The sequence below is a fragment of the Arsenicicoccus cauae genome (assembly GCF_043162025.1).
GTDB classification, from domain to species: domain Bacteria; phylum Actinomycetota; class Actinomycetes; order Actinomycetales; family Dermatophilaceae; genus Arsenicicoccus; species Arsenicicoccus cauae.
In genome coordinates this window covers 39,286-60,810 of the sequence record NZ_CP171001.1, presented here as the reverse complement: position 1 = coordinate 60,810, position 21,525 = coordinate 39,286, and the positions used below count along the sequence as shown (strand labels likewise).

General features: G+C 72.5%; 20 protein-coding genes and 2 pseudogenes. 13 read left to right on the top strand and 9 right to left on the bottom strand.

Annotation, left to right across the window (positions count from 1 at the left end; genetic code table 11):
* Positions 1-93: 93 nt before the first annotated feature.
* Together ACF3NS_RS00270 and dapD are read right to left on the bottom strand one after the other, a co-directional pair.
* The gene (locus ACF3NS_RS00270; RefSeq protein ID WP_392467204.1) at positions 94-957 is read right to left on the bottom strand and encodes a hypothetical protein; all 864 of its coding nucleotides are present in this window, start codon (positions 955-957) and stop codon (positions 94-96) included.
* Entirely contained in the window at positions 944-1,870 is a 927-nt protein-coding gene (dapD, locus tag ACF3NS_RS00265; RefSeq protein WP_154594636.1) for a 2,3,4,5-tetrahydropyridine-2,6-dicarboxylate N-succinyltransferase, read from the bottom strand. Before dapD ends, ACF3NS_RS00270 begins: the two co-directional genes overlap by 14 nt.
* Before the next feature lie 103 nt (positions 1,871-1,973).
* Between dapD and dapE the strand changes: the two genes are divergently transcribed.
* The 4 genes from dapE to ACF3NS_RS00245 all read left to right on the top strand — a co-directional run bounded on the left by dapE (position 1,974) and on the right by ACF3NS_RS00245 (position 5,702).
* Complete coding sequence (gene dapE, locus ACF3NS_RS00260; RefSeq protein ID WP_154594635.1) at positions 1,974-3,068, top strand: succinyl-diaminopimelate desuccinylase; 1,095 nt, start codon at positions 1,974-1,976, stop codon at positions 3,066-3,068.
* 9 nt (positions 3,069-3,077) lie between these two features.
* Complete coding sequence (locus ACF3NS_RS00255) at positions 3,078-3,833, top strand: TIGR00730 family Rossman fold protein (RefSeq protein ID WP_154594634.1); 756 nt, start codon at positions 3,078-3,080, stop codon at positions 3,831-3,833.
* 163 nt (positions 3,834-3,996) lie between these two features.
* On the top strand, positions 3,997-4,473 hold the full coding sequence (locus ACF3NS_RS00250) for a DivIVA domain-containing protein (protein WP_311966748.1): 477 nt from the start codon (positions 3,997-3,999) through the stop codon (positions 4,471-4,473).
* On the top strand, positions 4,470-5,702 hold the full coding sequence (locus ACF3NS_RS00245; protein WP_392467202.1) for a hypothetical protein: 1,233 nt from the start codon (positions 4,470-4,472) through the stop codon (positions 5,700-5,702). The genes ACF3NS_RS00250 and ACF3NS_RS00245 overlap by 4 nt, the downstream gene beginning before the upstream one ends.
* A 103-nt stretch (positions 5,703-5,805) precedes the next feature.
* Here the strand turns inward: ACF3NS_RS00245 and ACF3NS_RS00240 are convergent, their stop codons facing one another.
* Positions 5,806-6,636, bottom strand: a complete 831-nt coding sequence (locus ACF3NS_RS00240; RefSeq protein WP_311966746.1) for an enoyl-CoA hydratase/isomerase family protein — start codon at positions 6,634-6,636, stop codon at positions 5,806-5,808.
* A gap of 215 nt (positions 6,637-6,851) precedes the next feature.
* Here ACF3NS_RS00240 and ACF3NS_RS00235 point away from each other — a divergent pair, with 215 nt between their 5' ends.
* Complete coding sequence (locus ACF3NS_RS00235; protein WP_019286178.1) at positions 6,852-7,019, top strand: DUF3117 domain-containing protein; 168 nt, start codon at positions 6,852-6,854, stop codon at positions 7,017-7,019.
* A gap of 124 nt (positions 7,020-7,143) precedes the next feature.
* On the opposite strand, the gene ACF3NS_RS00230 is transcribed toward ACF3NS_RS00235, so the two are convergent.
* Complete coding sequence (locus ACF3NS_RS00230; RefSeq protein WP_154594632.1) at positions 7,144-7,776, bottom strand: O-methyltransferase; 633 nt, start codon at positions 7,774-7,776, stop codon at positions 7,144-7,146.
* Between the two features lie 139 nt (positions 7,777-7,915).
* On the opposite strand from ACF3NS_RS00230, the gene sigE reads away from it, so the two are divergent.
* Positions 7,916-8,599, top strand: a complete 684-nt coding sequence (gene sigE, locus ACF3NS_RS00225; RefSeq protein WP_154594631.1) for an RNA polymerase sigma factor SigE — start codon at positions 7,916-7,918, stop codon at positions 8,597-8,599.
* A 101-nt stretch (positions 8,600-8,700) separates the two neighbouring features.
* A complete protein-coding gene (locus ACF3NS_RS00220) occupies positions 8,701-9,102 on the top strand; it encodes a twin-arginine translocase TatA/TatE family subunit (RefSeq protein WP_154594630.1) in 402 nt (133 codons plus the stop codon).
* An 85-nt stretch (positions 9,103-9,187) separates the two neighbouring features.
* Here ACF3NS_RS00220 and ACF3NS_RS00215 read toward each other — a convergent pair whose 3' ends face one another.
* The 3 genes and pseudogenes from ACF3NS_RS00215 to ACF3NS_RS00205 form a co-directional block, all read right to left on the bottom strand.
* Complete coding sequence (locus ACF3NS_RS00215) at positions 9,188-10,321, bottom strand: Mrp/NBP35 family ATP-binding protein (RefSeq protein ID WP_288798395.1); 1,134 nt, start codon at positions 10,319-10,321, stop codon at positions 9,188-9,190.
* A 201-nt stretch (positions 10,322-10,522) separates the two neighbouring features.
* Positions 10,523-10,825: pseudogene (locus ACF3NS_RS00210) on the bottom strand (DUF1003 domain-containing protein); the annotation flags it as partial.
* A gap of 124 nt (positions 10,826-10,949) precedes the next feature.
* A complete protein-coding gene (locus ACF3NS_RS00205; protein ID WP_288798394.1) occupies positions 10,950-12,230 on the bottom strand; it encodes a magnesium transporter MgtE N-terminal domain-containing protein in 1,281 nt (426 codons plus the stop codon).
* Positions 12,231-12,317: 87 nt separating this feature from the next.
* Between ACF3NS_RS00205 and ACF3NS_RS00200 the strand changes: the two genes are divergently transcribed.
* On the top strand, positions 12,318-13,127 hold the full coding sequence (locus ACF3NS_RS00200; protein ID WP_154594626.1) for a L,D-transpeptidase family protein: 810 nt from the start codon (positions 12,318-12,320) through the stop codon (positions 13,125-13,127).
* A 236-nt stretch (positions 13,128-13,363) separates the two neighbouring features.
* Here the strand turns inward: ACF3NS_RS00200 and ACF3NS_RS00195 are convergent, their stop codons facing one another.
* The gene (locus ACF3NS_RS00195) at positions 13,364-14,083 is read right to left on the bottom strand and encodes a serine protein kinase RIO (RefSeq protein WP_392467199.1); all 720 of its coding nucleotides are present in this window, start codon (positions 14,081-14,083) and stop codon (positions 13,364-13,366) included.
* Between the two features lie 401 nt (positions 14,084-14,484).
* Between ACF3NS_RS00195 and ACF3NS_RS00190 the strand changes: the two genes are divergently transcribed.
* Both ACF3NS_RS00190 and ACF3NS_RS00185 read left to right on the top strand, forming a co-directional pair.
* A complete protein-coding gene (locus tag ACF3NS_RS00190; protein ID WP_154594624.1) occupies positions 14,485-15,681 on the top strand; it encodes an acyl-CoA dehydrogenase family protein in 1,197 nt (398 codons plus the stop codon).
* Between the two features lie 58 nt (positions 15,682-15,739).
* A pseudogene (locus ACF3NS_RS00185) lies at positions 15,740-15,985 on the top strand (general stress protein); the annotation flags it as partial.
* A 413-nt stretch (positions 15,986-16,398) separates the two neighbouring features.
* On the opposite strand, the gene ACF3NS_RS00180 reads toward ACF3NS_RS00185, so the two are convergent.
* Positions 16,399-17,898 (bottom strand): aminopeptidase P family protein, encoded by a 1,500-nt coding sequence (locus tag ACF3NS_RS00180; RefSeq protein WP_154594623.1) that lies wholly within the window; start codon positions 17,896-17,898, stop codon positions 16,399-16,401.
* 69 nt (positions 17,899-17,967) lie between these two features.
* Between ACF3NS_RS00180 and ACF3NS_RS00175 the strand changes: the two genes are divergently transcribed.
* From ACF3NS_RS00175 to ACF3NS_RS00165, 3 genes are read left to right on the top strand one after another with little or no spacing between them, the layout of a single operon-like run.
* Positions 17,968-19,524, top strand: a complete 1,557-nt coding sequence (locus ACF3NS_RS00175) for a threonine/serine exporter ThrE family protein (protein WP_392467197.1) — start codon at positions 17,968-17,970, stop codon at positions 19,522-19,524.
* 58 nt (positions 19,525-19,582) lie between these two features.
* Positions 19,583-20,638, top strand: coding sequence for a MaoC family dehydratase (locus ACF3NS_RS00170; RefSeq protein WP_154594621.1), 1,056 nt, complete (start codon positions 19,583-19,585; stop codon positions 20,636-20,638).
* Positions 20,639-20,673: 35 nt separating this feature from the next.
* The gene (locus ACF3NS_RS00165; RefSeq protein WP_154594620.1) at positions 20,674-21,522 is read left to right on the top strand and encodes a PHP domain-containing protein; all 849 of its coding nucleotides are present in this window, start codon (positions 20,674-20,676) and stop codon (positions 21,520-21,522) included.
* Positions 21,523-21,525: the final 3 nt, after the last annotated feature.

The following is a 21,525-nucleotide window of genomic DNA, read 5'->3' as shown; positions in this document are numbered from 1 at the left end:
CGGGACGGGTCCCGGCATGGTTGAACGATCCCCCATGTCGGTCGGTGACCGACGGCGCGGGGCTGGTGGGCTGGGGGCGGCCGCCGCACCAGGTCAGCGGATCGTGACGGCCGTCGCGGGGACCGGGGAGCGGGCGGCCCGCCAGGACCAACCCTGCTCGCCACGCACTCGCGTCCACTCCCGGTCGCCGACGGTGACGGTCGACAACCCGTGGCGCTGCGCGTGGGACACCGCCCATTGCCCGACCATCCACGCCTGCTGCGCGGACGACGCGGTGACCTCGACCTGGTCGCCGCTCACGACACCCCTGACGCCGAGCTGCTTCTCGAGGTCCCTGGCGACGACGACCGGCCCGGCGCGGTGGTCCCCCGCCTCGAGCGGGTCCAGCCGGCACCCGAGGCCGCCGGGCGTGTGCCCGGCCAGCGTCGAGGCCAGCGCGCGCCCCTCACCCTCGTGGTCGGCGTAGGCCTCGGGGTAGCCGGACCTCTGGACGCGCTGGGCGATCTTGGTGATCTCCATGGTCTGCCAGCCGTCGACCTTGACGAGAGCGTCGTAGAACCTGTTGGTGGCGTAGACGGGGTCCATGATCTGCTCGACCGTGCCCCAACCCTGCGAGGGCCGCTGCTGGAACAGACCGACGGAGTCCCGGTCGCCGTAGTCGATGTTCTCGAGCTTCGACTCCTGGATCGCCGTGGCCAGCGCGATCGTGGCCGCCCGCGCCGGCAGCCCGCGCCGCGCGCCGATGCCGGCGATCGTGGCGGCGTTGGCCGTCTGGTCCGGGTTGAAGGTCGCGGTGTAGGTCGAGGCGGCGGCGCGGCACGTGGAGGAGCCGAAGCCCTCGTTGAAGTCCCGCACGGTGTGCCACACGTAGCCCAGCCCCGCCAGCAGTAGCGCCACGACCACCGCCAGGATGACGAGCCGCTGGGTGCGGCGGCGCTCGGTCCTAGTCGTTGGCATGCAGCTCGGAGTTGAGCGCGATGCCGTGGCCGTCGCGGGCCTTGGCGAGGACCGCGCCCGTGACGGAGTCGCGGATGAAGAGCAGGTTGGACTGCCCCGACAGCTCGGCGGCCTTGACGACCCGGCCGTCGGCGAGCGTGACCTTGGTGCCGGCGGTGACGTAGAGCCCCGCCTCGACGACGCAGTCGTCGCCGAGGGCGATGCCGATGCCGGACTCCGCGCCGAGCAGGCAGCGCTCGCCGATCGAGACGCGCTGGGTCCCGCCGCCCGACAGCGTGCCCATCGTGGACGCGCCGCCCCCGATGTCGGAGCCGTCGCCGACGACGACCCCCTGCGAGATACGGCCCTCGACCATGGAGGAGCCGAGGGTGCCGGCGTTGAAGTTGACGAAGCCCTCGTGCATCACGGTGGTCCCGGAGGCGAGATGGGCACCGAGCCGCACCCGGTCGGCGTCGGCGACGCGCACACCGGTGGGCAGGACGTAGTCCGTCATACGGGGGAACTTGTCCACGCCGTGGACCTGGACCGGGCCCCGGGCGCGCAGCGCGAGTCGGACGTTCTCGAATCCCTCGGGGGAGCACGGGCCGTGGTTGGTCCACACGACGTTGGCGAGCGCGCCGAAGAGCCCGTCGAGGTTGATCGAGTTGGGCTGCACGAGCCGGTGGGACAGCAGGTGCAGGCGCAGGTACGCGTCCCGGGCGTCCGCGGGCGGGGCGTCCAGGTCGATCTCGGTCAGGACGGCCTCGGTGGTGACGCCACGCGCCGCGTCCTCGCCCGCGAGGCCGACGAGCGCGGCCGGCAGGTCGGAGCCGTCGTGGTCACCGAGGGCGGGAGAGGGGTACCACGTGTCGAGCACCGTGCCGGAGGTCGTGATGGTCGCGAGTCCGTGGCCCCAGGCCGTGCGAGAAGTCATGCCTTCCAGGCTATCGGTCCGTGCTGGGGGCTCGGTGGACCGACGCTCGGGCGCACCTGGGAGAGGCACGGGCCGCGGGCGGGGCTCGGCATACATTGTCCGTATGACGACCCCAGCGCACCTCGACCTGACGGCCTCGCCGGTGGACCTCGCCGAGGCCGTCTGCAACATCCCCTCGGTGAGCCACGAGGAGGAGGCGCTGGCCGACGCGGTCGAGGCGGCGCTGCGCCGCCTCGACCACCTGGTGGTCAGCCGCGACGGGCACACGGTCGTCGCGCGCACCGAGCTGGGCCGCCGCGAGCGGGTCGTGCTGGCGGGGCACCTGGACACGGTCCCGCTGGCGGGGCAGGGCACGGCGTCGTCGCTGCCGATCACGCGCACGGACACCGAGCTCGTGGGGCGCGGCACCACGGACATGAAGGGCGGGGTCGCCGTCATGCTGGCGCTGGCGGCGGCCGTGCCGGAGCCGACGCGGGACCTCACCTACGTCTTCTACGACTGCGAGGAGGTCGAGGCGGAGCACAACGGCCTGGCCCGCCTCGTCCGCCACGACCCGAGCGTCCTGGAGGCGGACTTCGCGGTGCTGCTGGAGCCCACCGACGGCACGGTGGAGGGGGGCTGCAAGGGGACCCTGCGCGTCGAGGTGACCGCGCGCGGCGAGGCGGCCCACAGCGGACGGCCATGGTTGGGGCACAACGCGATCCACGAGGCGGGCACGATCATCGACCGGCTGCGGGCGTTCGACGCGCAGACGGTCGTCGTGGACGGGCTGGAGTTCCGCGAGGGGCTGTCGGCGGTCGGCATCCGGGGCGGGCGCGCGGGCAACGTCGTCCCGGACGAGTGCGTGGTGACGGTCAACTACCGGTTCGCGCCGCACATCGACGCCGCCGAGGCCGAGCGGCGGATGCGGGCGCTCTTCGAGGGCTACGAGGTCGTGGTGACCGACGCGGCCGACGGGGCGCGACCCGGCCTGGACCGCGCGGCGGCGCAGGCCTTCGTCGAGGCGCTCGGGCTGCCGGTGCAGGCCAAGCAGGGCTGGACCGACGTCGCGCGGTTCAGCGCGGTCGGGGTGCCCGCGGTCAACTTCGGGCCGGGCGACCCGCTCGTCGCCCACCAGGACGAGGAGTGCTGCGCCATCGCGCAGGTCGAGCAGGCCTACGAGCGGCTGCACGCCTGGCTGACCTCGTCGCGCGGGTAGGTTGGCCGCATGAAGGACGCTCGAGGGGACTACCACAAGGGCCCGGTGACGCTGCGCGGCAAGCGCGTCCCCGGCTCCACGACCGACCAGCGGCTGCTCGACAACAGCGGCGACGCCGAGTGGGTCCACTCGGACCCGTGGCGGGTGATGCGCATCCAGGCGGAGTTCGTCGAGGGGTTCGGCGCGCTGGCCGAGCTGGGCGACGCCGTCAGCGTGTTCGGGTCGGCCCGCGTGCCGCGCGAGCACCCGACGTACGAGCTGGGCGTGCAGCTCGGGCGCGGCCTGGTCGAGGCGGGGTTCGCGGTGATCACCGGCGGCGGGCCGGGGCTGATGGAGGCGGCCAACCGCGGGGCGCTCGAGGCGGGCGGCGCGTCGGTCGGACTGGGCATCGAGCTGCCCTTCGAGCAGGGCCTCAACGAGTACGTCGACCTCGGCGTCAACTTCCGCTACTTCTTCGCCCGCAAGACCATGTTCGTCAAGTACGCCCAGGGCTTCGTCGTCCTTCCCGGCGGGTTCGGCACGCTGGACGAGCTCTTCGAGGCGGTGACCCTGGTCCAGACCCGCAAGGTCACGTCCTTCCCGATCGTGCTGCTCGGCTGCGACTACTGGGCCGGGCTGCTCGACTGGGTCCGCGGCTCGATGCTCCCGGCGGGCACGATCGGCGCCGCCGACCTCGAGCTGCTGCACGTCGTCGACACGGTGGACGAGGCCGTGCGGCTCGTCCGCGGCTCGGGGGAGGACCAGGCGGCCCGTCGCCCCGAGTGACCGGACCGCGCCGCGACCGGGCCCGATGGCGGCCTCGGCCTCCGCGGTCGGCTCGGCTCCGCGGTCGGCTCGGCCCTGCGCGGTCGGCTCGGCTCGCCGGGACCGGCTCGCCCCCGGGCGCCGGGGATGGCTTCCCCCGGGTGCCCGTGGCACGATCGGGGGCGTGCCGTTGCTGACGATCGTCCTGACCGTGCTCGTGGTGGGCCTGCTGACCGCGGCGCTCGTGTGGGCCGTCGGCGCCCGCCCCGGGTCGCTGTCCGACCAGGCGCTCGCGGACCCGACCTCGGGCTCGCCGTATGCCGGTCTGCCCGACGGGCCCGTGGCCACCGACACGGTGCGGGGCCTGCGCTTCGACCAGGTGCTGCGGGGCTACCGCATGGACCAGGTCGACGCGGTGCTGGACCGGCTCGTCGACGAGCTCCGCGCGCGCGACCACGAGATCGACCGGCTGCGGGCCGAGCCCGCGTGGCGTGGTGACGGCCGGGGCGCCCCCGTGGACCCTGCGACGCACCCCGACGTCACCGCCGGCCCGCTCGCCGTGTCCGAGATCGTGCGTCCGACGGCGGGCGCCAGCCTGTGGACCCGTCGTGACCCGGACGCCGGCACCCGTCCCGCCCGCGAGCCCGACCGGCCGTCGTGACGGCGGGCGCCACGGTCGGCACCCGGACGCTCGTCCCCGGGGCACGGGGAGGCACCGGGCGCTGGGGGACGGCCCGGCTGCTGGTCGTGGCGCTGCTGACCTATGCCGCCACCCGGGTCGTCTCGGGGGTGCTGATCGCCCGGGCCGCCCGGTCCCAGGTGCCCATCGGGTGGACCGGCGACCCGGTCGACTACTGGGGGATGACCCTCATGTGGGACGGCACGTGGTACCGCCGCATCGCCGAGAACGGCTACCCCGTGCCGATCCCCGTCGACGCCGCCGGCGTGACCCAGCAGAACGAGTGGGCGTTCTACCCGCTCTTCCCCGGCCTGGCCCGGGGACTCATGGCGGTCACCGGTCTGGAGTTCCGGTATGCCGGCGCGGTCCTCGCCACCATCCTCGGCGCCGCCGCAGCGGTGCTGCTCGTGGTGCTGCTACGCCGGCACGTGTCCGACGGGGTGGCCGTCCTGGCGATGGCGGTGTGGGCCACCTACCTCGCGAGCCCCGTCCTGCAGATCGCCTACACCGAGTCGCTGGCGATGCTCCTGCTCGTGGCCTTCCTGCTGCTCCTGGAGCAGGAGCGCTGGTGGGGCGCCGTCGCGGTGGCGCTGCTCATCGGCCTGTCCCGCCCCATCGCCGTCCCGCTCGGCCTGGTCGCCCTGGTCGCCGTCGTCCTGCGCTGGCGGCGTCGTGCGCAGCGTCCGGTCGGACGGGGGGAGTGGGTGGGGATGCTCGCCACGCCGGTCGGGTGCGGGATCGCGGGCCTGGTCTGGCCGGCCGTCGTGTGGTGGGTGACGGGGCAGCGGGACGGCTACACCGACACCATGGCCGCCTGGCGCGCGGGTCACGAGATCACCCCCTTCGTGCCGTGGTGGACCAACGCGCAGTACTTCTTCCACGACCGGGCCCTCGTCGTCCTCGTGGTCTACACGCTCGCCCTGCTCCTGCTGGCCCTCGGGCCCTGGGCCCGCCCCCTCGGGTGGGTGATGCGGACGTGGATGCTGGCCTACCCGCTCTACCTCTTCGCGGTCCAGGACCCGGGGACGAGCCTCTATCGCTACCTGCTCCTGCTGTTTCCCGCAGCCGTCCTGGGGGTGGGGGCGACCCTGCGGGTGACCGTGAGCACCGTGGTGCGGGCCGCTGCCCTCGTGGGTCTGGGCGTGGCGCTGCAGGTGTGGTGGACCCAGGAGATCCTGGTCCTGCACCTGCCGGCGTCCTGGCCCCCGTGACGCCCTCCCCTCCCGCGACTGGTCAGTCATGGCGCGCCCCCTCCCCCCGACTGGTCGGTGGTGGGGCGCCCCCTTCTCGCGAGTGGTCACGTGTGGCCCAGGCTCAGCGGCCCTCGAAGGTCGGCTTCTGCTTGGCGAGGAAGGCGTCGACCGCAGCGACATGGTCGGCGCTGCTGCCGGTGCGGTTCATGAGCTCAGCCTCGTGGGCCAGCGACTCGGCGAACGAGTGCTCGGCGGAGTGGTGCACGGCCTCCCGCACGGCGGCGTACGCCAGCGTCGGGCCCTTCGCCATACGACGGGCGAGGTCCATGGCGGGGACCATCACGTCGCCCTCGACCACCTCGTTGACCAGGCCCAGCTCCTTGGCCTCGGCCGCGGAGATGGTCCGCGGAAACATCAGCAGCTCCTTGGCGCGAGCCGTCCCGACCAGGCGCGGCAGCGTCCATGACGCGCCGGTGTCGCAGGACAGGGCGATGCCGGTGAACGCGAAGTTGTAGCCGCCCCCCGCCGCCAGGAAGCGGTAGTCCGCCGCGAAGGTGAACGAGGCGCCCGCCCCTGCCGCCACACCGTTGACGGCGGCGATGACCGGCTTGGCCATGGTGGCGATCAGCGTCACCGCGGGGTTGTAGTGCTGCGCCACGGTGTCCCACAGCGACGGGTCGCGTCGCTGCAGCAGCTCGACGTGCGACTTGAGGTCCTGGCCCACGCAGAAGGCCCGCCCCGACCCGGTGAGCACGACGCACCGCACCTCGGGGTCGTCGGCGACCTGCCGCAGGGCGGCGAGGAAGGCCTCCTTGGTGGGGATGTCCAGCGAGTTCATGGCCTCGGGACGGTTGAAGGTCACGATGCCCACGCCATCCTCGACGGAGACGAGGACGGGGGACTCGCCGGACGGTGCGGACGGGGTGGGCTGGGGGACGGTCGTGTCGGTCACGAGCTCTCCTCGGTGAGGGGTGTCTGCGGCGGTGCAGGGCTGCCGCCCAATCTAGCGACCGGTCCCGCGGGCGCCAGCGCGACGGGACGTGACGTGCCGCACCTGTGGCAGAGATTAGGAACCACGGCCCGAGACTTGCGATAATGGAGGCAGGTCTGCGACCCCAGCGCCTCGTCCGTGGGGTGGGGTCGCACTGATAAGGGAAGAGGAAGCGCATGGCGGCGATGAAGCCCAGGACCGGAGACGGTCCCCTCGAGGTGACCAAGGAGGGGCGCGGCATCGTCCTGCGCATGCCCTTGGAGGGTGGCGGACGCCTCGTGGTGGAGATGACTCCCGACGAGATCGCAGCACTCGGCGAGGCCATCAAGACGGTGACCGGCTGACCGGCTGACCGGTCGACCAGCACGGCTCGTATAGCGGGAAGGCGCCCACCCCGGACGGGGTCGGCGCCTTCCCGCTGTCCGTCGTCAGCGTCCGTCGCTGATCGTCTGAGCTCGCCTGAGCTGGTCAGCGCTTGACGGCCGCGAGCAGTCCGTCGCCCGCCGCCAGCATCGCCGGCACGAGGTCGTCGCGCTCACGCAGCTCCTTGCCGAGGTCGCGCAGCAGCGCGGTGCGCTCGTCGCGCGAGGCGGGGTCGGCGACGCGGTCGTGCCACAGCATGTTGTCCATCGCCAGCACCCCGCCGCTGCGGAGCAGGCGCAGGGCCTGGTCGACGTAGGCGGGGTACTCGTTCTTGTCGCCGTCCACCACGACCATGTCGTAGGCGCCGTCGGCGAGGCGGGGGAGGACGTCCAGGGCCCGCCCGGCGATGATGCGGGTGCGCTGGTGGGGGATGCCGGCCTCGGCGAAGGCCTCGCGTGCCACGCGCTGGTTGGCGGGCTCGACGTCGATGGTCGTGAGGATGCCGTCGGGCGCCATCCCCTGCAGGAGCCACAGGCCGGACACGCCGGCGCCGGTCCCGATCTCGACGACCGCCCGCGCCCCCACGCTGGCCGCCAGCAGGCGCAGCGCGGCGGCCGCGCCGGGCAGCACGGGGGTGCAGCCCAGCTGCCGGCCACGCTCGCGGGCCCGCTCCGCCACCGGGTCCTCCGTGACGAACTCCTCGGCGTAGGCCCAGCTGGCGGGCTTCTGTGTGCTCATGGCGAGGAGTCTACCGAGGGGCGGCGGCGCGCTCACGGGGCTCCGAGGGATCTCCCAGGCATCGCCCAGCGCCGTGGTCGACCATGGAGCGGTAGCCACCGTGACCCGAACGCCGACGCTCTCTCCCGAGAGGCAGCAGATGACCATCCCCGTCGCCCACGACCCACGCCACGCCGCCCCCAGCGTGCCGGTCGGCCCGACCACCCTGCCCGAGGGTGCCGTCGCCACCACGGACTCCTGGGTGCCCCCGACGTGGGACGAGGTGGTGCGCGATCACTCGGCCCGGGTCTACCGACTCGCCTACCGCCTCACGGGCAACCCGCACGACGCCGAGGACCTCACGCACGACGTCTTCGTCCGGGTGTTCCGGTCGCTGGACCGCTACCAGCCTGGCACCTTCGAGGGCTGGCTGCACCGCATCACCACCAACGTCTTCCTCGACCGGATGCGCCGCAAGCAGCGCATCCGGTTCGACGCCCTCTCCGAGGAGGGGGCCGCGCGCCTACCCAGCCGCGAGGTCGGCCCGGAGCAGGCGTACGCCGACGCGACCTTCGACGACGACGTGCAGCGGGCCCTGGACTCGCTCAAGCCGGAGTTCCGGGCCGCCGTGGTCCTGTGCGACATCGAGGGCCTCACCTATGACGAGATCGCGGACACGCTGGGCATCAAGCTCGGCACGGTGCGCTCGCGCATCCACCGCGGCCGTTCCCAGCTGCGGGCGGCGCTGGCACACCGCGACCCCGCGCGGCGGACCCAGCCCGTCGCCGCGGCGTCCCGGCCGACCACCCTGCGCCCGCGCCGCCTGGGCATGGTCGGGGTCTGACCTGGTGCTCACCGGCCGGACGCCCGACGTTCACCTCGGCGGGGTGGGCCGTCCGCCTCGGCCCGCCCCGCCATGCAGCCCGACGCAGTAGTCTCGCCCTCATGGCGGACGTCAACGGCACCGAGTTCTTGCTCCTGATCGTGATCGCCGTCGTCGTGCTCGGTCCGGAGCGCCTCCCGGAGTATGCCGCCAAGCTCGGTCAGCTCGTCCGCCAGGCCAAGGCCTACGCCGAGGGCGCCAAGAACTCTCTGCGCGACCAGATGGGTCCGGAGTTCGACGACATCGACTGGCGGCAGTACGACCCACGGCAGTACGACCCACGCCGCATAGTCCGCGAGGCCCTGCTCGACGACGGGCCCTCCGGCTCGACGGTCGCAGGGGCTGGCGCCGCGGCCGCGGCGGGTGGCGCCACCCTGGCGACCGCGCAGCCCGAGCCGGAGCCTGTCCGCCCGGGCCAGCGCTACGACCAGACCTACACGCCCTTCGACGCCGAGGCCACCTGACCCTGGCGCCCCGGACGTGCCTCGGGCTGCAGCGTGAGACAGGTGCGGCGACGCGAGAGGTGGTCCGCGGTCAGGCCGCGCCGGGTCAGCGACCGGTCGGCGTCAGGCCCAGCTTGCGACCGGCCAGGCCGCGCGAGCGCGTGCCCAGCCCGCGGGCGATGGCGTTGAGGGCCGTGCCCGCGGCGCTGTCGGGGTCGGACAGCACGACCGGGGTGCCCTGGTCGCCGCCCTCGCGCAGGCGGGTGTCGAGCGGGATCTGGCCGAGCAGCGGCACCTGAGCGCCGACGATGCGTGAGAGCGAGTCGGCCACGGCCTGACCGCCGCCGGAGCCGAACAGCTCGAGCCGGGAGCCGTCGGGCTGCTCCAGCCAGGACATGTTCTCCACGACCCCGACGATCCGCTGGTGCGTCTGCACGGCGATCGACCCGGCGCGCTCGGCGACCTCCGCCGCCGCCTGCTGCGGGGTGGTGACAACGAGGATCTCGGCGCCGGGGATGAGCTGCGCGACCGAGATCGCGATGTCGCCGGTGCCCGGCGGCAGGTCGAGCAGGAGCACGTCCAGGTCGCCCCAGAAGACGTCCGCGAGGAACTGCTGCAGAGCGCGGTGCAGCATCGGCCCGCGCCACACGACGGGCTGGTTGCCGGCGACGAACATGCCGACGGAGATGACCTTCACGTCGTGCGCGACCGGCGGCAGGATCATGTCGTCGACCTGGGTCGGCTGCTGCTCGACGCCCAGCATGCGCGGCACCGAGAAGCCGTAGATGTCGGCGTCGACCACGCCCACCTTGAGGCCCTGGCGGGCGAGGGCCGCGGCGAGGTTGACGGTGACCGAGCTCTTGCCGACACCACCCTTGCCGGAGGCGACGGCATACACCCGGGTCGTGGATCCCGGCTTGGCAAAGGGGATCTCGCGCTCGGCCTGGCCACCGCGCAGCTGGTCGCGAAGGGCACCGCGCTGCTCGTCGCTCATCACACCAAGGTCGACGGAGACGCCGGTGACGCCGTCGACGCGCGCGACGGCCTCGGTGACGCCCCTGCGGATCGGGTCCTTCATCGGACAGCCGGCGACGGTCAGCAGCACGCGGACGGCGACCCGTCCCGCGTCGTCGACGTCGACCGACTCGACCATCCCCAGCTCGGTGATGGGCTTGCGGATCTCGGGGTCGTCGACCGTGGCCAGGGCGGCGTGGATCAGGTCCAGGGACGGGGCAGACATGCCTCCTATCGTATGCCGCCCGCCCGGCCCCTCCTCACGCCCCCGCATCGGCGGGGGTGGGGGAGCGGCCCTCTTCTTCTTGGCCTTCTTGGGGCGCGCGGCCTCCGGGTCGCCGTCGTCGGTGGCCTCCGCGACCAGGCCACGCTCCTCCAGCTCCTCCAGCAGGTCCCTCAGCTCGGAGCGCAGGTAGTCGCGGGTCGCCATGTCGCGCAGGGCGATCCGCAGCGCGGCGACCTCACGGGTGAGGAACTCGGTGTCGGCGAGGTTGCGCTCGTCCCGGGCGCGGTCCTGCTCGAGGGCGACGCGGTCCCGGTCGTCCTGGCGGTTCTGGGCGAGCAGCAGCAGGGGCGCGGCATACGAGGCCTGGAGGGACAGGATCAAGGTCAGCAACGTGTAGTTGAGCGACCGCGGGTCGAACTGCGCGGCCTCGGGCATGAAGGTGTTCCACGCGAGCCAGACGACGACGAAGATCGTCATCCAGATGAGGAAGGTCGGCGTGCCCATGAACCGGGCGAAGCCCTCGCTGGCCGAGCCGAAGGCGCCCTCGGAGAAGATCGCGGGTCGACGGAACCTGACCCGAGCCTCCTGCGGCTGGTCCAGCCGGTTGCGGTCCTGGGGGCGGGTGCGCTCAGTCATGGGTCACCTCGTGCCTCTCCTCGCGCCAGTCCTCGGGGAGGATGTGGTCGAGCACGTCGTCGACGGTCACGACCCCGAGGAGGTGCCCGTCCTCGTCGACCACGGGGGCCCCGGTGAGGTTGTAGTTGGCGAGCATCCGCGTGACGGTGCCCAGGCTGTCGGTCGGCTGCAGCGGCTCGAGCTCCTTGTCGAGGATGGATCCCAGCGCGCTGTGCGGGGGCTCGCGCAGCAGCCGCTGGATGTGCACGGTCCCCAGATAGCGCCCGGTGGGGGTCTCGAGGGGCGGGCGGCAGACGCAGACGAGGGACGCGAGCGCGGGGGAGAGCTCCTCGCGCCGGGCCCAGGCGAGCGCCTCGGCGATCGTGGCGTCCGGGCCGAGGATGATCGCCTCCGGGGTCATCAGGCCGCCGGCCGTGTTGTCGTCATAGGCCATGAGGCGGCGCAGCGGGGCGGCCTCGTCCGGCTCCATGTGCTGCAGGTAGTGCTCCTGCGTCGCCTCGGGCAGCTCGGACAGCAGGTCGGCCGCGTCGTCGGGCTGCATGAACTCCAGGACGTCCGCCGCGCGCTCGGTCTCGAGGTGGGTGAGGATCTCGATCTGGTCGTCGGCGGGGAGCTCCTCGATGACGTCGGCGAGCTTCTCGTCGTCGAGGGCGCTGGCCACCTCGACGCGCCGGCCGGGGGCCAGCTCGTGGATGACCTCGGCGAGGTCGGCGGCCTTGAGGTCGTCGTAGGCCTCGAGCAGGCGAGCGGCGCTCTGTCCCTGGTGCCGGGTCGCGAGGCCGGCCGTCTCGAGCACGTCGACGATCAGCGTCTCCCCGCGACGGCCGGTGAGCCGGCGCAGCGACAGGCTGCCGCTCACGTGCCCTCGCCGCACGAAGACCTTGGTGACCGACCACTCGCGTGGCCGGTCCTGCTCGATCGCGAGGTCTTCGACCGTGGCCTCGAAGGGCTCCTCGGCGGGCTGGCGCACGGTCACGGCACGGTCCAGCAGCTCGGCCAGGACCAGCGACTCGGTGGGGCGCTGCTCGAAGCGGCGCATGTTGACCAGGCCGGTGGTGATGACCTGGCCCGCGTCGATGCTGGTGACCCGCGTGATCGGCACGAAGACGCGGCGCCGGCCGGGCACCTCGACGACGAGGCCGAGGACGCGGGGCTTGCGGCGGGTCGCGCTGAAGCTCACGACGACGTCGCGGACGCGCCCCACCTGGTCACCGAGCGGGTCGAAGACCGCGATGCCGGCGAGGCGGGCGACGAAGACGCGACGGAGACTCACGGGGGTCACCTTATCGGCGTGCAACCTTGTGCCCCGCCACGACGTCCTGAGGGTGTCAAGGAAGCACGTCCCAGAGGGGGGACCATCATGAGCAGCTCCACCATCCGTCGCGGTGTCACGCTCCTCGCCGCGTCAGCGATGCTCACGGGCGGCGCCGTGGTCGGGGGGACCACGGCCCAGTCCGCGCCCGTCGCACCGGCACGCATCAGCGCGTCACCCGTCAGCTCGACGCTCGTCAGCTCGGCACCTGTCAGCGCGGCGCAGGTCGCCCTGGCTCCCCGGGCCGCCGCCCGCACCCTGCGCGTCGGTTCGCGCGGTCCGGCCGTCACGGCCCTGCAGAGCAGGCTCAACGCGCTCGGCTACAGCCTCGGCCGGGTCGACGGCGTGTACGCCGCCCGCACCCGCCAGGCCGTCATGGCGCTGCAGAAGGTGGCCGGCCTGCCACGCACCGGCGTCGCCGACGCCCGCACCCAGGCCGCCGCGAGCAAGGGCATCCGTCCTGCCGCCCGCAGCCGCTCGGGCCACGTGATCGAGATCGACAAGGCCCGTCAGACGTTGTACGTCGTGGACGGCGGCCGGGTCTCGCGGATCTACAACGTCAGCACCGGCAACAACAAGCGCTACCGCGACCGCGGCCGGTGGGTGCGCGCCGTCACGCCGTCGGGCGGCTTCCGGTTCTGGACGCAGTACGGCGACGGGTCCGGCTGGCAGCACGGCCGGCTCGGCAGCATGTACCGCCCGATGTACTTCAACGGCGGCATCGCGGTGCACGGCAGCCGCTTCGACATCGGGGCCTACCCGAGCAGCCACGGGTGCGTCCGCATCCACAACGCCAACATGGACGAGCTGCGTGGTCAGCGGCTGATCGGGCTGCGCGGGTCGGTGGTCGTCTACTGACCACGGAGACCCCGCGGAGACATCGCGAAGGGGGCCCCAACCTGATGGCGGGGTGCGGCGTCGTACGAGATGTGCCGGGTCTTGCGGGGGCTCGAACCGGCACGCACGACCGGTCGATCCAACACCCTTCGGACCGGTCCGAGGAGGCCGTCGGCATGGGGGTGCCGGCGGCCTCCTCACCTGTCTGCGGGCAGCAGGGGTCAGCTGGGTCAGCCGGGTCAAGAGCGCAGCCGGCGTCAGTAGCGCGCGGTCGCCTCGGCGACGAGCTCGCCCACCAGCTCACCGGCGTCCACCTCGAGCCCGCGTCGCACGAACCAGTCGCACATGTGCGTCGCGTCCCGCTCGAGGATCTCGAAGCCGTGCGGGTTGCCGATGACGTCCACGATCTGCGGCCAGTCGATGATGACGAGCTGCTCGTCGTGCAGCAGCACGTTGTACGGCGACAGGTCGCCGTGCGTCCAGCCCATCGAGGCCAGCCGCAGCATCGCGGTCCGCAGCTGCTGCCACAGCTCGGCCAGCAGGTCGGGCTCCGGCCTCGACCCGGCCAGTCGCGGTGCCGCCACGGGCGTCGGGCCGTCCGTCATACCGATGAACTCCATGAGCATCTCGGTCCCGTCGAGGGAGACGGGGTAGGGGACCGGCAGCCCGGCCTCCCACAGGGTCCCCAGGGCGGCGAACTCCGCGCCCGCCCACAGGCCCGAGATCACCTCCTTGCCGAAGGCCGTGCGGTGCGCCATGGCGCGCGTCTCGCGCGACTTGCGGACGCGACGGCCCTCGAGATAGCCCGCGTCGCGGTGGAACAGGCGGCGCTGGTTGCTGCGATAGCGCTTGGCCGCCAGGGCGACCTCGGAGCCGTCGACCCCGGGGACCCAGCGTCGGACGAGGTGGACGTCGGCCTCCTTGCCGGTCTTGAGGACGCCGAGGTCCTGGTCGACGGCGCCGAGGGCGGTCACCACCCAGCCGGGGTGGGGCTCGGGGCCGTGCTGCGCACCGTCCCAGGTGGACCAGCGGTCACCCTCGGGCGGGCCATCAGGCGATGAGTCAGACGAAAGATCCTGCTGGGCAGGGAAGTTCATGAGAGATCTCCAGGTGGGAGGGGATGTCGGGGCGGTGCTGGCGCACGAGGACCGTCATGTCGCCACCTCCTGGAGATCGTCCGGTGCCTGGCCGTATGGCGGCAGGCCCACCCACTGTCCGCGACACCGCACCGCGCCGGCAACCCCTTTTCCCTCCCGCGCACCCGGCGGGTGGGGTCGCGTGGTGAGGCTCACGGCGGCCCGGCCTGTCGGCGGCCACGGCCTTTCGTCATACTCCCTGGTAGACCGAGGCCACCCACCACCGAATCCGGGAGATCCCCATGGGACGCATCCAGACCACCGACGGACTGACCGAGGAGCAGGGCGAGCTGCTCGCGCTGGTGCGGGAGTTCGTCGACGAGCAGATCATCCCCGTCGCGACGGAGCTGGAGCACCAGGACGAGTACCCGACGCAGATCGTCGAGGGCATGAAGGAGATGGGGATCTTCGGCCTGATGATCCCGGAGGAGTACGGCGGGCTGGGGGAGTCGCTGCTGACCTACGCGCTGACGGTCGAGGAGATCGCGCGCGGCTGGATGAGCGTCAGCGGCATCATCAACACCCACTTCATCGTGGCCTACATGCTGCTGCAGCACGGCACGGAGGAGCAGAAGCAGAAGTACCTGCCCAAGATGGCGACCGGCGAGATCCGCGGGGCCTTCTCGATGAGTGAGCCGGGCTGCGGCTCCGACGTCTCCGCCATCAAGTCCAAGGCCGTCCCCGGTGAGGGCGACGCGTGGACCATCAACGCGCAGAAGATGTGGCTGACCAACGGCGGCTCCTCCACCCTCGTCGCGGTGCTCGTCAAGACCGACACCGGCGCCGACTCGGTCTACAAGAACATGACGACCTTCCTGGTCGAGAAGGAACCCGGCTTCGGGGAGGTCGCGCCCGGCGTCACCGTCCCCGGCAAGATCGACAAGATGGGCTACAAGGGCGTCGACACGACCGAGCTCGTCCTCGACGGCTACCAGACCACGACCGCGCAGATCCTCGGCGGCGAGCCCGGCCAGGGCTTCTACCAGATGATGGACGGCGTCGAGGTCGGGCGCGTCAACGTCGCTGCCCGGGCGTGCGGGGTCGCCCAGCGAGCCTTCGAGCTCGGCATCGACTACGCCCAGCAGCGCGAGACCTTCGGCAAGAAGATCATCGACCACCAGGCGATCCTCTTCCGCCTCGCCGACATGGCCACGAAGTGCGAGGCGGCGCACCAGATGATGGTCAAGGCCGCCCGCCTCAAGGACAAGGGCGAGCGCAACGACCTGGAGGCCGGCATGGCCAAGTACCTTGCCGCCGAGTACTGCGCCGACGTGGTCGAGCAGTCCTTCCGCATCCACGGCGGGTACGGCTACTCCAAGGAGTACGAGATCGAGCGCCTCTACCGCGAGGCGCCGATGCTGCTCATCGGCGAGGGCACCGCGGAGATCCAGAAGATGATCATCGGCCGCCGTCTGCTCAAGGACTACGCCAGACGGTGAGTAGCGTCCGGTCCGGCGGCCGTGGACGTCCAGCGTGGGTCCGGGGCCGGACGGCATAATGGCGACCATGTCCCCGAGCCCGATCAACACCCCCGGCGCCGCGTCCATGGCGGAGCGCCTCACCCTCGAGTGGCCGGCGTCCGTGGCCGTCTTCGACCGGTACACCCAGGCGCAGGAGGCCGTCGACCACCTGGCCGACAACGCCTTCCCGGTGCAGAACGTCATGATCGTGGGCACCGACCTGCGTCAGGTCGAGCGCGTGACCGGGCGCCTCACCCAGCAGAAGGTCGCCCTGGGCGGCCTCGCCTCGGGCATGTGGATGGGTCTGTTCGTCGGGCTTATCTTCTCGATCTTCGACGGCCAGGGGATGCGCACGGTGATCACGACCGTCCTGTTCGGCGCGCTGTTCGGCCTCGTCTGGGCGCTGCTCGGCTACGCGTTCACCCGCGGCAAGCGCGACTTCACCTCGATCTCGCAGGTCGTGGCCACCAAGTACGAGGTGCTCGTCGAGCACCAGGTCCAGGCTCAGGCCCGCGAGATGCTCCGTAGCGCCGGCCTGCTCGGCGCGCAGGGGGGCCCGCGCACCAGCAGGACGTGCCGCCCCCGCCGTCGGCCGGGCAGCAGCCCGACGACCTGCCCCGGACCCACCAGGGCGTGGACGGGGGCGCCACCCGCGTGGGCGAGGACGACCAGCGCCGCTGACCCCGCCGCCGACGCTCAGGGGCGGCCGCGCTCCTGGACGTGGGCCATCCAGCGCTCCACGTCCTCGACCGTCCGCGGCATGTCGCCCGAGAGGTTCTCGTGGCCGTCTCGCGTCACGAGCACGTCGTCCTCGATGCGCACGCCGATGCCCCGCAGGTCGTCCGGGACGAGCTCGTCGTCCGCCTTGAAGTACAACCCCGGCTCGACGGTCAGCACCATCCCCGGCACCAGCTCGGCGTCCATGTAGTCCTCGCGCAGGGCGAGCTGGCAGTCGTGGACGTCCATGCCGAGGTGGTGCGAGGTGCCGTGCACCATCCAGCGGCGGTGGTACTGCCCGTGCTCGGCGTCGAGGGTCTGCTCGACCGTGACGCCGTCCGGCAGCAGGCCCCACCCGTGCAGGTGCTCGGCGATGACCCGGATGGCGGCGGCATGCACGTCCTTGAACCTGTTGCCCGGCTTCACGGCGGCGAGGCCCGCCTCCTGCGCGGCGAGCACCGCCTCGTAGACCCGCCGCTGCGGCTCGCTGAACCGGCCGCTGACGGGCAGCGTGCGGGTCACGTCCGCGGTGAACAGCGAGTCGACCTCCACGCCCGCGTCCACCAGGATCAGGTCGCCGTCGCGGATGTCCCCGGTGTTCTTGATCCAGTGCAGCGTGTTGGCGTGGTCGCCGGACGCGCAGATCGAGTCGTAGCCGACGCCGTTGCCCTCGTGCCGGGCGTACAGGCCGAAGACGCCCTCGACCCAACGCTCGCCCCGACCGCGACGGACCGCCTCCGGCAGGTCGGCGATGACCCCCTCGAAGCCGTGGTGCGTGGCGGCCACGGCCTTGCGCAGCTCGCCGACCTCCCAGTCGTCCTTGACCATGCGTCGGGTGGACAGCGAGCGGGACAGCGCCTCGTCCGCCTCGGTCTGGGACTCGGTGACGCCCGCCTCCTGACGCACCTCGTCGACCAGCGCCGTGACGGCGGCGTCGGCGTCGCGGACGACCCGCAGCTGCACCTGGCCGGCGTCCTTGGCGAGGACGTCCTTGAGCTCGTCGATGTGGCGGGCCCGCACGCCGAGCTCGGACTCCACGTCGGCGATGGTGGGCCTGGCGCCGACCCAGAACTCGCCATACCGGCTGTCGGCAAAGAACTCCTCGCTGTCGCGCGGGGCCAACGGCCGGAAGAACAGGGTGGTCTCGTGGCCGCCCTCGGCGAGCGGGTCCAGCACGAGGACGGCGTCGGGCTCGCGGTCGGCGCCGAGCCCGCTCAGCCAGGCGAAGGCCGTGTGCGGGCGGAAGACGTAGTCGCAGTCGTTGCTGCGAACCTTGAGACCACCGGCCGGTATGACGAGCCGCTCGCCGGTGAACTCCGCCGACACCGCCTCGCGGCGGGGCGCCGTCACGTCGGCGACCTCGGAGCGGGGCGTCGGCTCGCTCGCTCGTGGCGACCACCCCGTCGCCACGAAGTCGCGGAACTCGGCGCTGGTGGGGCGGCTCCGGTGCTCGGCCTTCGGCTGCTCTTCGCTCGTCATGGCGACCATCGTGCCACGCACGGGGAGGCGGCTTGCGCCGCGGGTGCAGCGCCGGGGACAGTACGGAGCGTGACCGAGCCGTCCTACCCGTCGTCGCCCCTGCCGCGGCGCCCGTCCGCGCCCCGGGGGCTGCGACGCACGGCCCAGCAGGCCGTCCGCGTCTTTCGGCCGAGCGACGGCACGAGCGTCCTCCAGCTGCACCCCGACGAGGTGGACCCGACCCTGAGCCGCAAGGCGCTGGACCTCGCGATGCGCGTCGCGGAGATGATGCTGTCGCACGGGGCCTCGGCCAACGACGTCACGCTCGACGCCCTGCGCATCACCAAGGCCTTCGGCCTCAAGGCCGTCCACGTGGACGTCACCTACACCTCCATCTCGGTGTCCTACTACCGCGGGCACGACCGCGAGCCGCTGACGACGCTACGCGTCGTGCGGGCCCGCAGCATCGACTACACCCGCCTGCAGCGCCTGCAGGCGCTTGTCCAACGCATCGAGGAGGACCAGGACGTCGACGAGGCGTTCGAGCTCTTCGCCGCCATCGTGCGGGCCCCCCACCCTTACCGCCGGTGGGTCGTGACCTTCGGCAACGCCGGCGTGGCCGGGGCCGTGTGCGTGCTGCTCGACGCCTCCCTCCTGATCACCGTGGTCGCGTTCCTCGCCTCCGCGGCGATCGACCTGCTCATCTGCTGGCTGGCGCGCAAGCAGGTGCCGCCGTTCTTCATGCAGGCGTGCGCGGCCGCCGTGCCGACCGTCGCCGCGACCGCCCTGATGGCCGGCGCCTACCAGGGCATCACGTGGCTCGAGGGGGTGCGCCCGGAGCTGATCGTCGCGGGAGGCATCGTCATGATGCTCTCCGGGCTGTCCGTCGTCGGTGCTGCGCAGGACGCCATCGACGGCTACTACGTCACCGCCGGCGCCCGGTCCTTCGAGGTCGTCATCCTCACCCTCGGGATCGTCGTGGGCATCCTGATCACCCTCCAGCTCGCCCAGCGGGTGGGGGTCCCCGTGGTCCTCAGCGGCGCCGCCCCGCCCCTCGGGAGCCTCGGCCAGCAGCTGGGCGGCTCGCTGCTGATCTCCGCGTTCTTCGCCATCTCCACCTATGCCGGCCCAAGGACCGTGGTGTTGTGCGCCGGGATGGGTGTGCTGGGGTGGGTCGGCTACCTCGGCGGCACCCTCCTCGGCCTCGGCAGCATCTCGTCCAGCGCCGTCGGCGCCTTCGTGGCAACCCTGGTCTCCGTGCACCTCGGCCGCCGCCTGACGGTCCCGTCGCTCGCCCTCACCACCGCCGCGCTGGTGCCGCTGATGCCTGGCTCGATGGTCTATCGCGGACTCCTGGAGATCATGGTGCATGCGGGCTCGCGCACCTCCGCCGGCGAGGGGACGATGACGCTGCTCAACGCCGCGGGCGTCGGCCTCGCGCTGGCCGCCGGGGCCTCGCTCGGCACCTACCTCGCCCGTCAGGGGCGGGGCAACCTGCGCCACGCCTCGCCGCGCGGCGACGGCTCCCGGGCGGAGAAGTCGGCGGCGGCCGGCAGCCCCGAGGCCGAGGGTGCCACCCAGCGGCTCGAGGCGGCGACCACGGGCACCATCCCCGTCGTGCCGGGGGACGGCATACGGCCGGAGTGAGCAAGGGCACGCCGCGCCCGGGTGCCGACCGCAGACGGGCTGCGGCAGCATGGTCGCCATGTCCAAGACCATGGCCGGCAACTACTTCGAGGACTTCGCGCTGGGGCAGGAGATCGTCCACGCGACCCCCCGGACCATCACCGAGGGTGACGTCTCCTTGTACACCGCGTTGTACGGCGCGCGGTTCGCGCTGACGTCGGCGCAGACCTTCGCCCGGGGACTCGGGATGGAGCGGATGCCGGTCGACGGACTGCTCGCCTTCCACGTGGTCTTCGGCAAGTCGGTGCCGGACGTCTCGCTCAACGCCGTGGCCAACCTCGGGTATGCCGGGGGCCGGTTCGGGGCTCCGGTCCACGTCGGCGACACCCTGACCGCCACGTCCACGGTGATCGGGCTGAAGCCCAACTCCAGCGGGGCCACCGGCAACGTCTACGTGCGGACGATCGGGCGCAACCAGCACGACGTCGCGGTCGTGGACTACGTGCGCTGGGTGATGGTCAACCGACGCTCTCGCGTCGCGGCCGACGAGCTCGGCGAGGCGACCATCCCCGAGCTGCCGGGCGCGGTGCCGGCCGAGGACCTGGTCGTGCCGTGGCGCGTCGTCGGGGGCTACGACACGGCGCTCGCGGGCAGCCCCTACCTCTGGGACGACTACGAGGTCGGCGAGCGGATCGACCACGCCGACGGCATGACCATCGAGGAGTCGGACCACATGCTGGCCACCCGGCTCTACCAGAACACCGCCAAGGTCCACTTCGACCAGCACGCACAGGCGACCACCAGGACCGGTCGTCGTCTGATCTACGGGGGCCACGTCATCTCCCTCGCCCGGGCGCTGTCCTTCAACGGCCTGGGCAACGCCCTGTCCGTGGCGGCCGTGAACGGTGGCAACCACGCCAACCCGACCTTCGCCGGGGACACGATCTATGCGTGGTCGGAGGTGCTGGAGCGGCTCGAGCTGCCCGGCCGGCACGACGTCGGTGCCTTGCGGATCCGCACCGTCGCGGCCAAGGACCACCCCTGCGCGGACTTCCCGCTGCGCGGCGAGGACGGCAGATATCTGCCGCACGTCGTGCTCGACCTGGACTACACCGTCCTGATGCCCCGCCGCTGACCTGTCCGGACGCGCGCAGGCCCTAGATTGGTGGGATGCGCATCGACCTGCACACGCACTCGCTGGCGAGCGACGGCACGCAACCGCCCGGGGACGTGCTGCGGGCGGGACGCGACGCCGGGCTGGACGTCGTCGCGCTCACCGACCACGACACGACGAGCGGCTGGGACGAGGCGGCGAGCGTCGTCGAGGAGACCGGCGTGGCGCTCGTGCGCGGGATGGAGATGTCGTGCGCCCACCGGGGCATCGGCATCCACCTGCTGGCCTACCTGCACGACCCCGCCGACGCGGGGCTGCGTGCCGAGATCGAGCACGCCCGGCAGTCGCGCGAGAGCCGCGCGCGGCGCATCGTCGAGCGGCTGCAGGAGCCCTTCCCCGACCTGACCTACGACACCGTCCTGGCGCAGGCGCGGGAGGGCGCCACGATCGGGCGGCCGCACATCGCGGACGCCCTGGTGTCGCTCGGTGCCCTGCCCGACCGCAACGCGGTCTTCCGCGACTACCTGCACGACGGGTCGCCCTACTACGTCTCCCACTACGCACCCGACCCCGTCGAGGCGGTGCGGCTCGTGATCGCGGCCGGGGGCGTGCCGGTGATGGCGCACCCGTTCGCCGCCAAGCGTGGGCGCGTGGTCGACGACGCCGTGATCGAGGCGATGGCCGAGGCGGGTCTCGCCGGCCTGGAGATCGACCACCGCGATCACGACCCGCGCCAACGCGCCCACGGAGCCGCGATGGCCAGGTCCCTGCGGCTGCTCCAGACCGGGTCCAGCGACTACCACGGCGACGGCAAGCTCAACCGCATCGGCGAGCACACGACGGCGCCCGGGGTGCTGGAGCAGATCGAGGACCGGGCGAGCGGCGTGCCCGTGCTGCGTCCCTGACCC

What these genes read in the sequence shown, in the direction of transcription:
- ACF3NS_RS00270 (WP_392467204.1), bottom strand. Translation starts at nt 957, where the DNA reads ATGCCAACGACTAGGACCGAGCGCCGCCGCACCCAGCGGCTCGTCATC.
- dapD (WP_154594636.1), bottom strand. Translation starts at nt 1,870, where the DNA reads ATGACTTCTCGCACGGCCTGGGGCCACGGACTCGCGACCATCACGACC.
- dapE (WP_154594635.1), top strand. Translation starts at nt 1,974, where the DNA reads ATGACGACCCCAGCGCACCTCGACCTGACGGCCTCGCCGGTGGACCTC.
- ACF3NS_RS00255 (WP_154594634.1), top strand. Translation starts at nt 3,078, where the DNA reads ATGAAGGACGCTCGAGGGGACTACCACAAGGGCCCGGTGACGCTGCGC.
- ACF3NS_RS00235 (WP_019286178.1), top strand. Translation starts at nt 6,852, where the DNA reads ATGGCGGCGATGAAGCCCAGGACCGGAGACGGTCCCCTCGAGGTGACC.
- ACF3NS_RS00230 (WP_154594632.1), bottom strand. Translation starts at nt 7,776, where the DNA reads ATGAGCACACAGAAGCCCGCCAGCTGGGCCTACGCCGAGGAGTTCGTC.
- sigE (WP_154594631.1), top strand. Translation starts at nt 7,916, where the DNA reads ATGACCATCCCCGTCGCCCACGACCCACGCCACGCCGCCCCCAGCGTG.
- ACF3NS_RS00220 (WP_154594630.1), top strand. Translation starts at nt 8,701, where the DNA reads ATGGCGGACGTCAACGGCACCGAGTTCTTGCTCCTGATCGTGATCGCC.
- ACF3NS_RS00215 (WP_288798395.1), bottom strand. Translation starts at nt 10,321, where the DNA reads ATGTCTGCCCCGTCCCTGGACCTGATCCACGCCGCCCTGGCCACGGTC.
- ACF3NS_RS00200 (WP_154594626.1), top strand. Translation starts at nt 12,318, where the DNA reads ATGAGCAGCTCCACCATCCGTCGCGGTGTCACGCTCCTCGCCGCGTCA.
- ACF3NS_RS00190 (WP_154594624.1), top strand. Translation starts at nt 14,485, where the DNA reads ATGGGACGCATCCAGACCACCGACGGACTGACCGAGGAGCAGGGCGAG.
- ACF3NS_RS00180 (WP_154594623.1), bottom strand. Translation starts at nt 17,898, where the DNA reads ATGACGAGCGAAGAGCAGCCGAAGGCCGAGCACCGGAGCCGCCCCACC.
- ACF3NS_RS00170 (WP_154594621.1), top strand. Translation starts at nt 19,583, where the DNA reads ATGTCCAAGACCATGGCCGGCAACTACTTCGAGGACTTCGCGCTGGGG.
- ACF3NS_RS00165 (WP_154594620.1), top strand. Translation starts at nt 20,674, where the DNA reads ATGCGCATCGACCTGCACACGCACTCGCTGGCGAGCGACGGCACGCAA.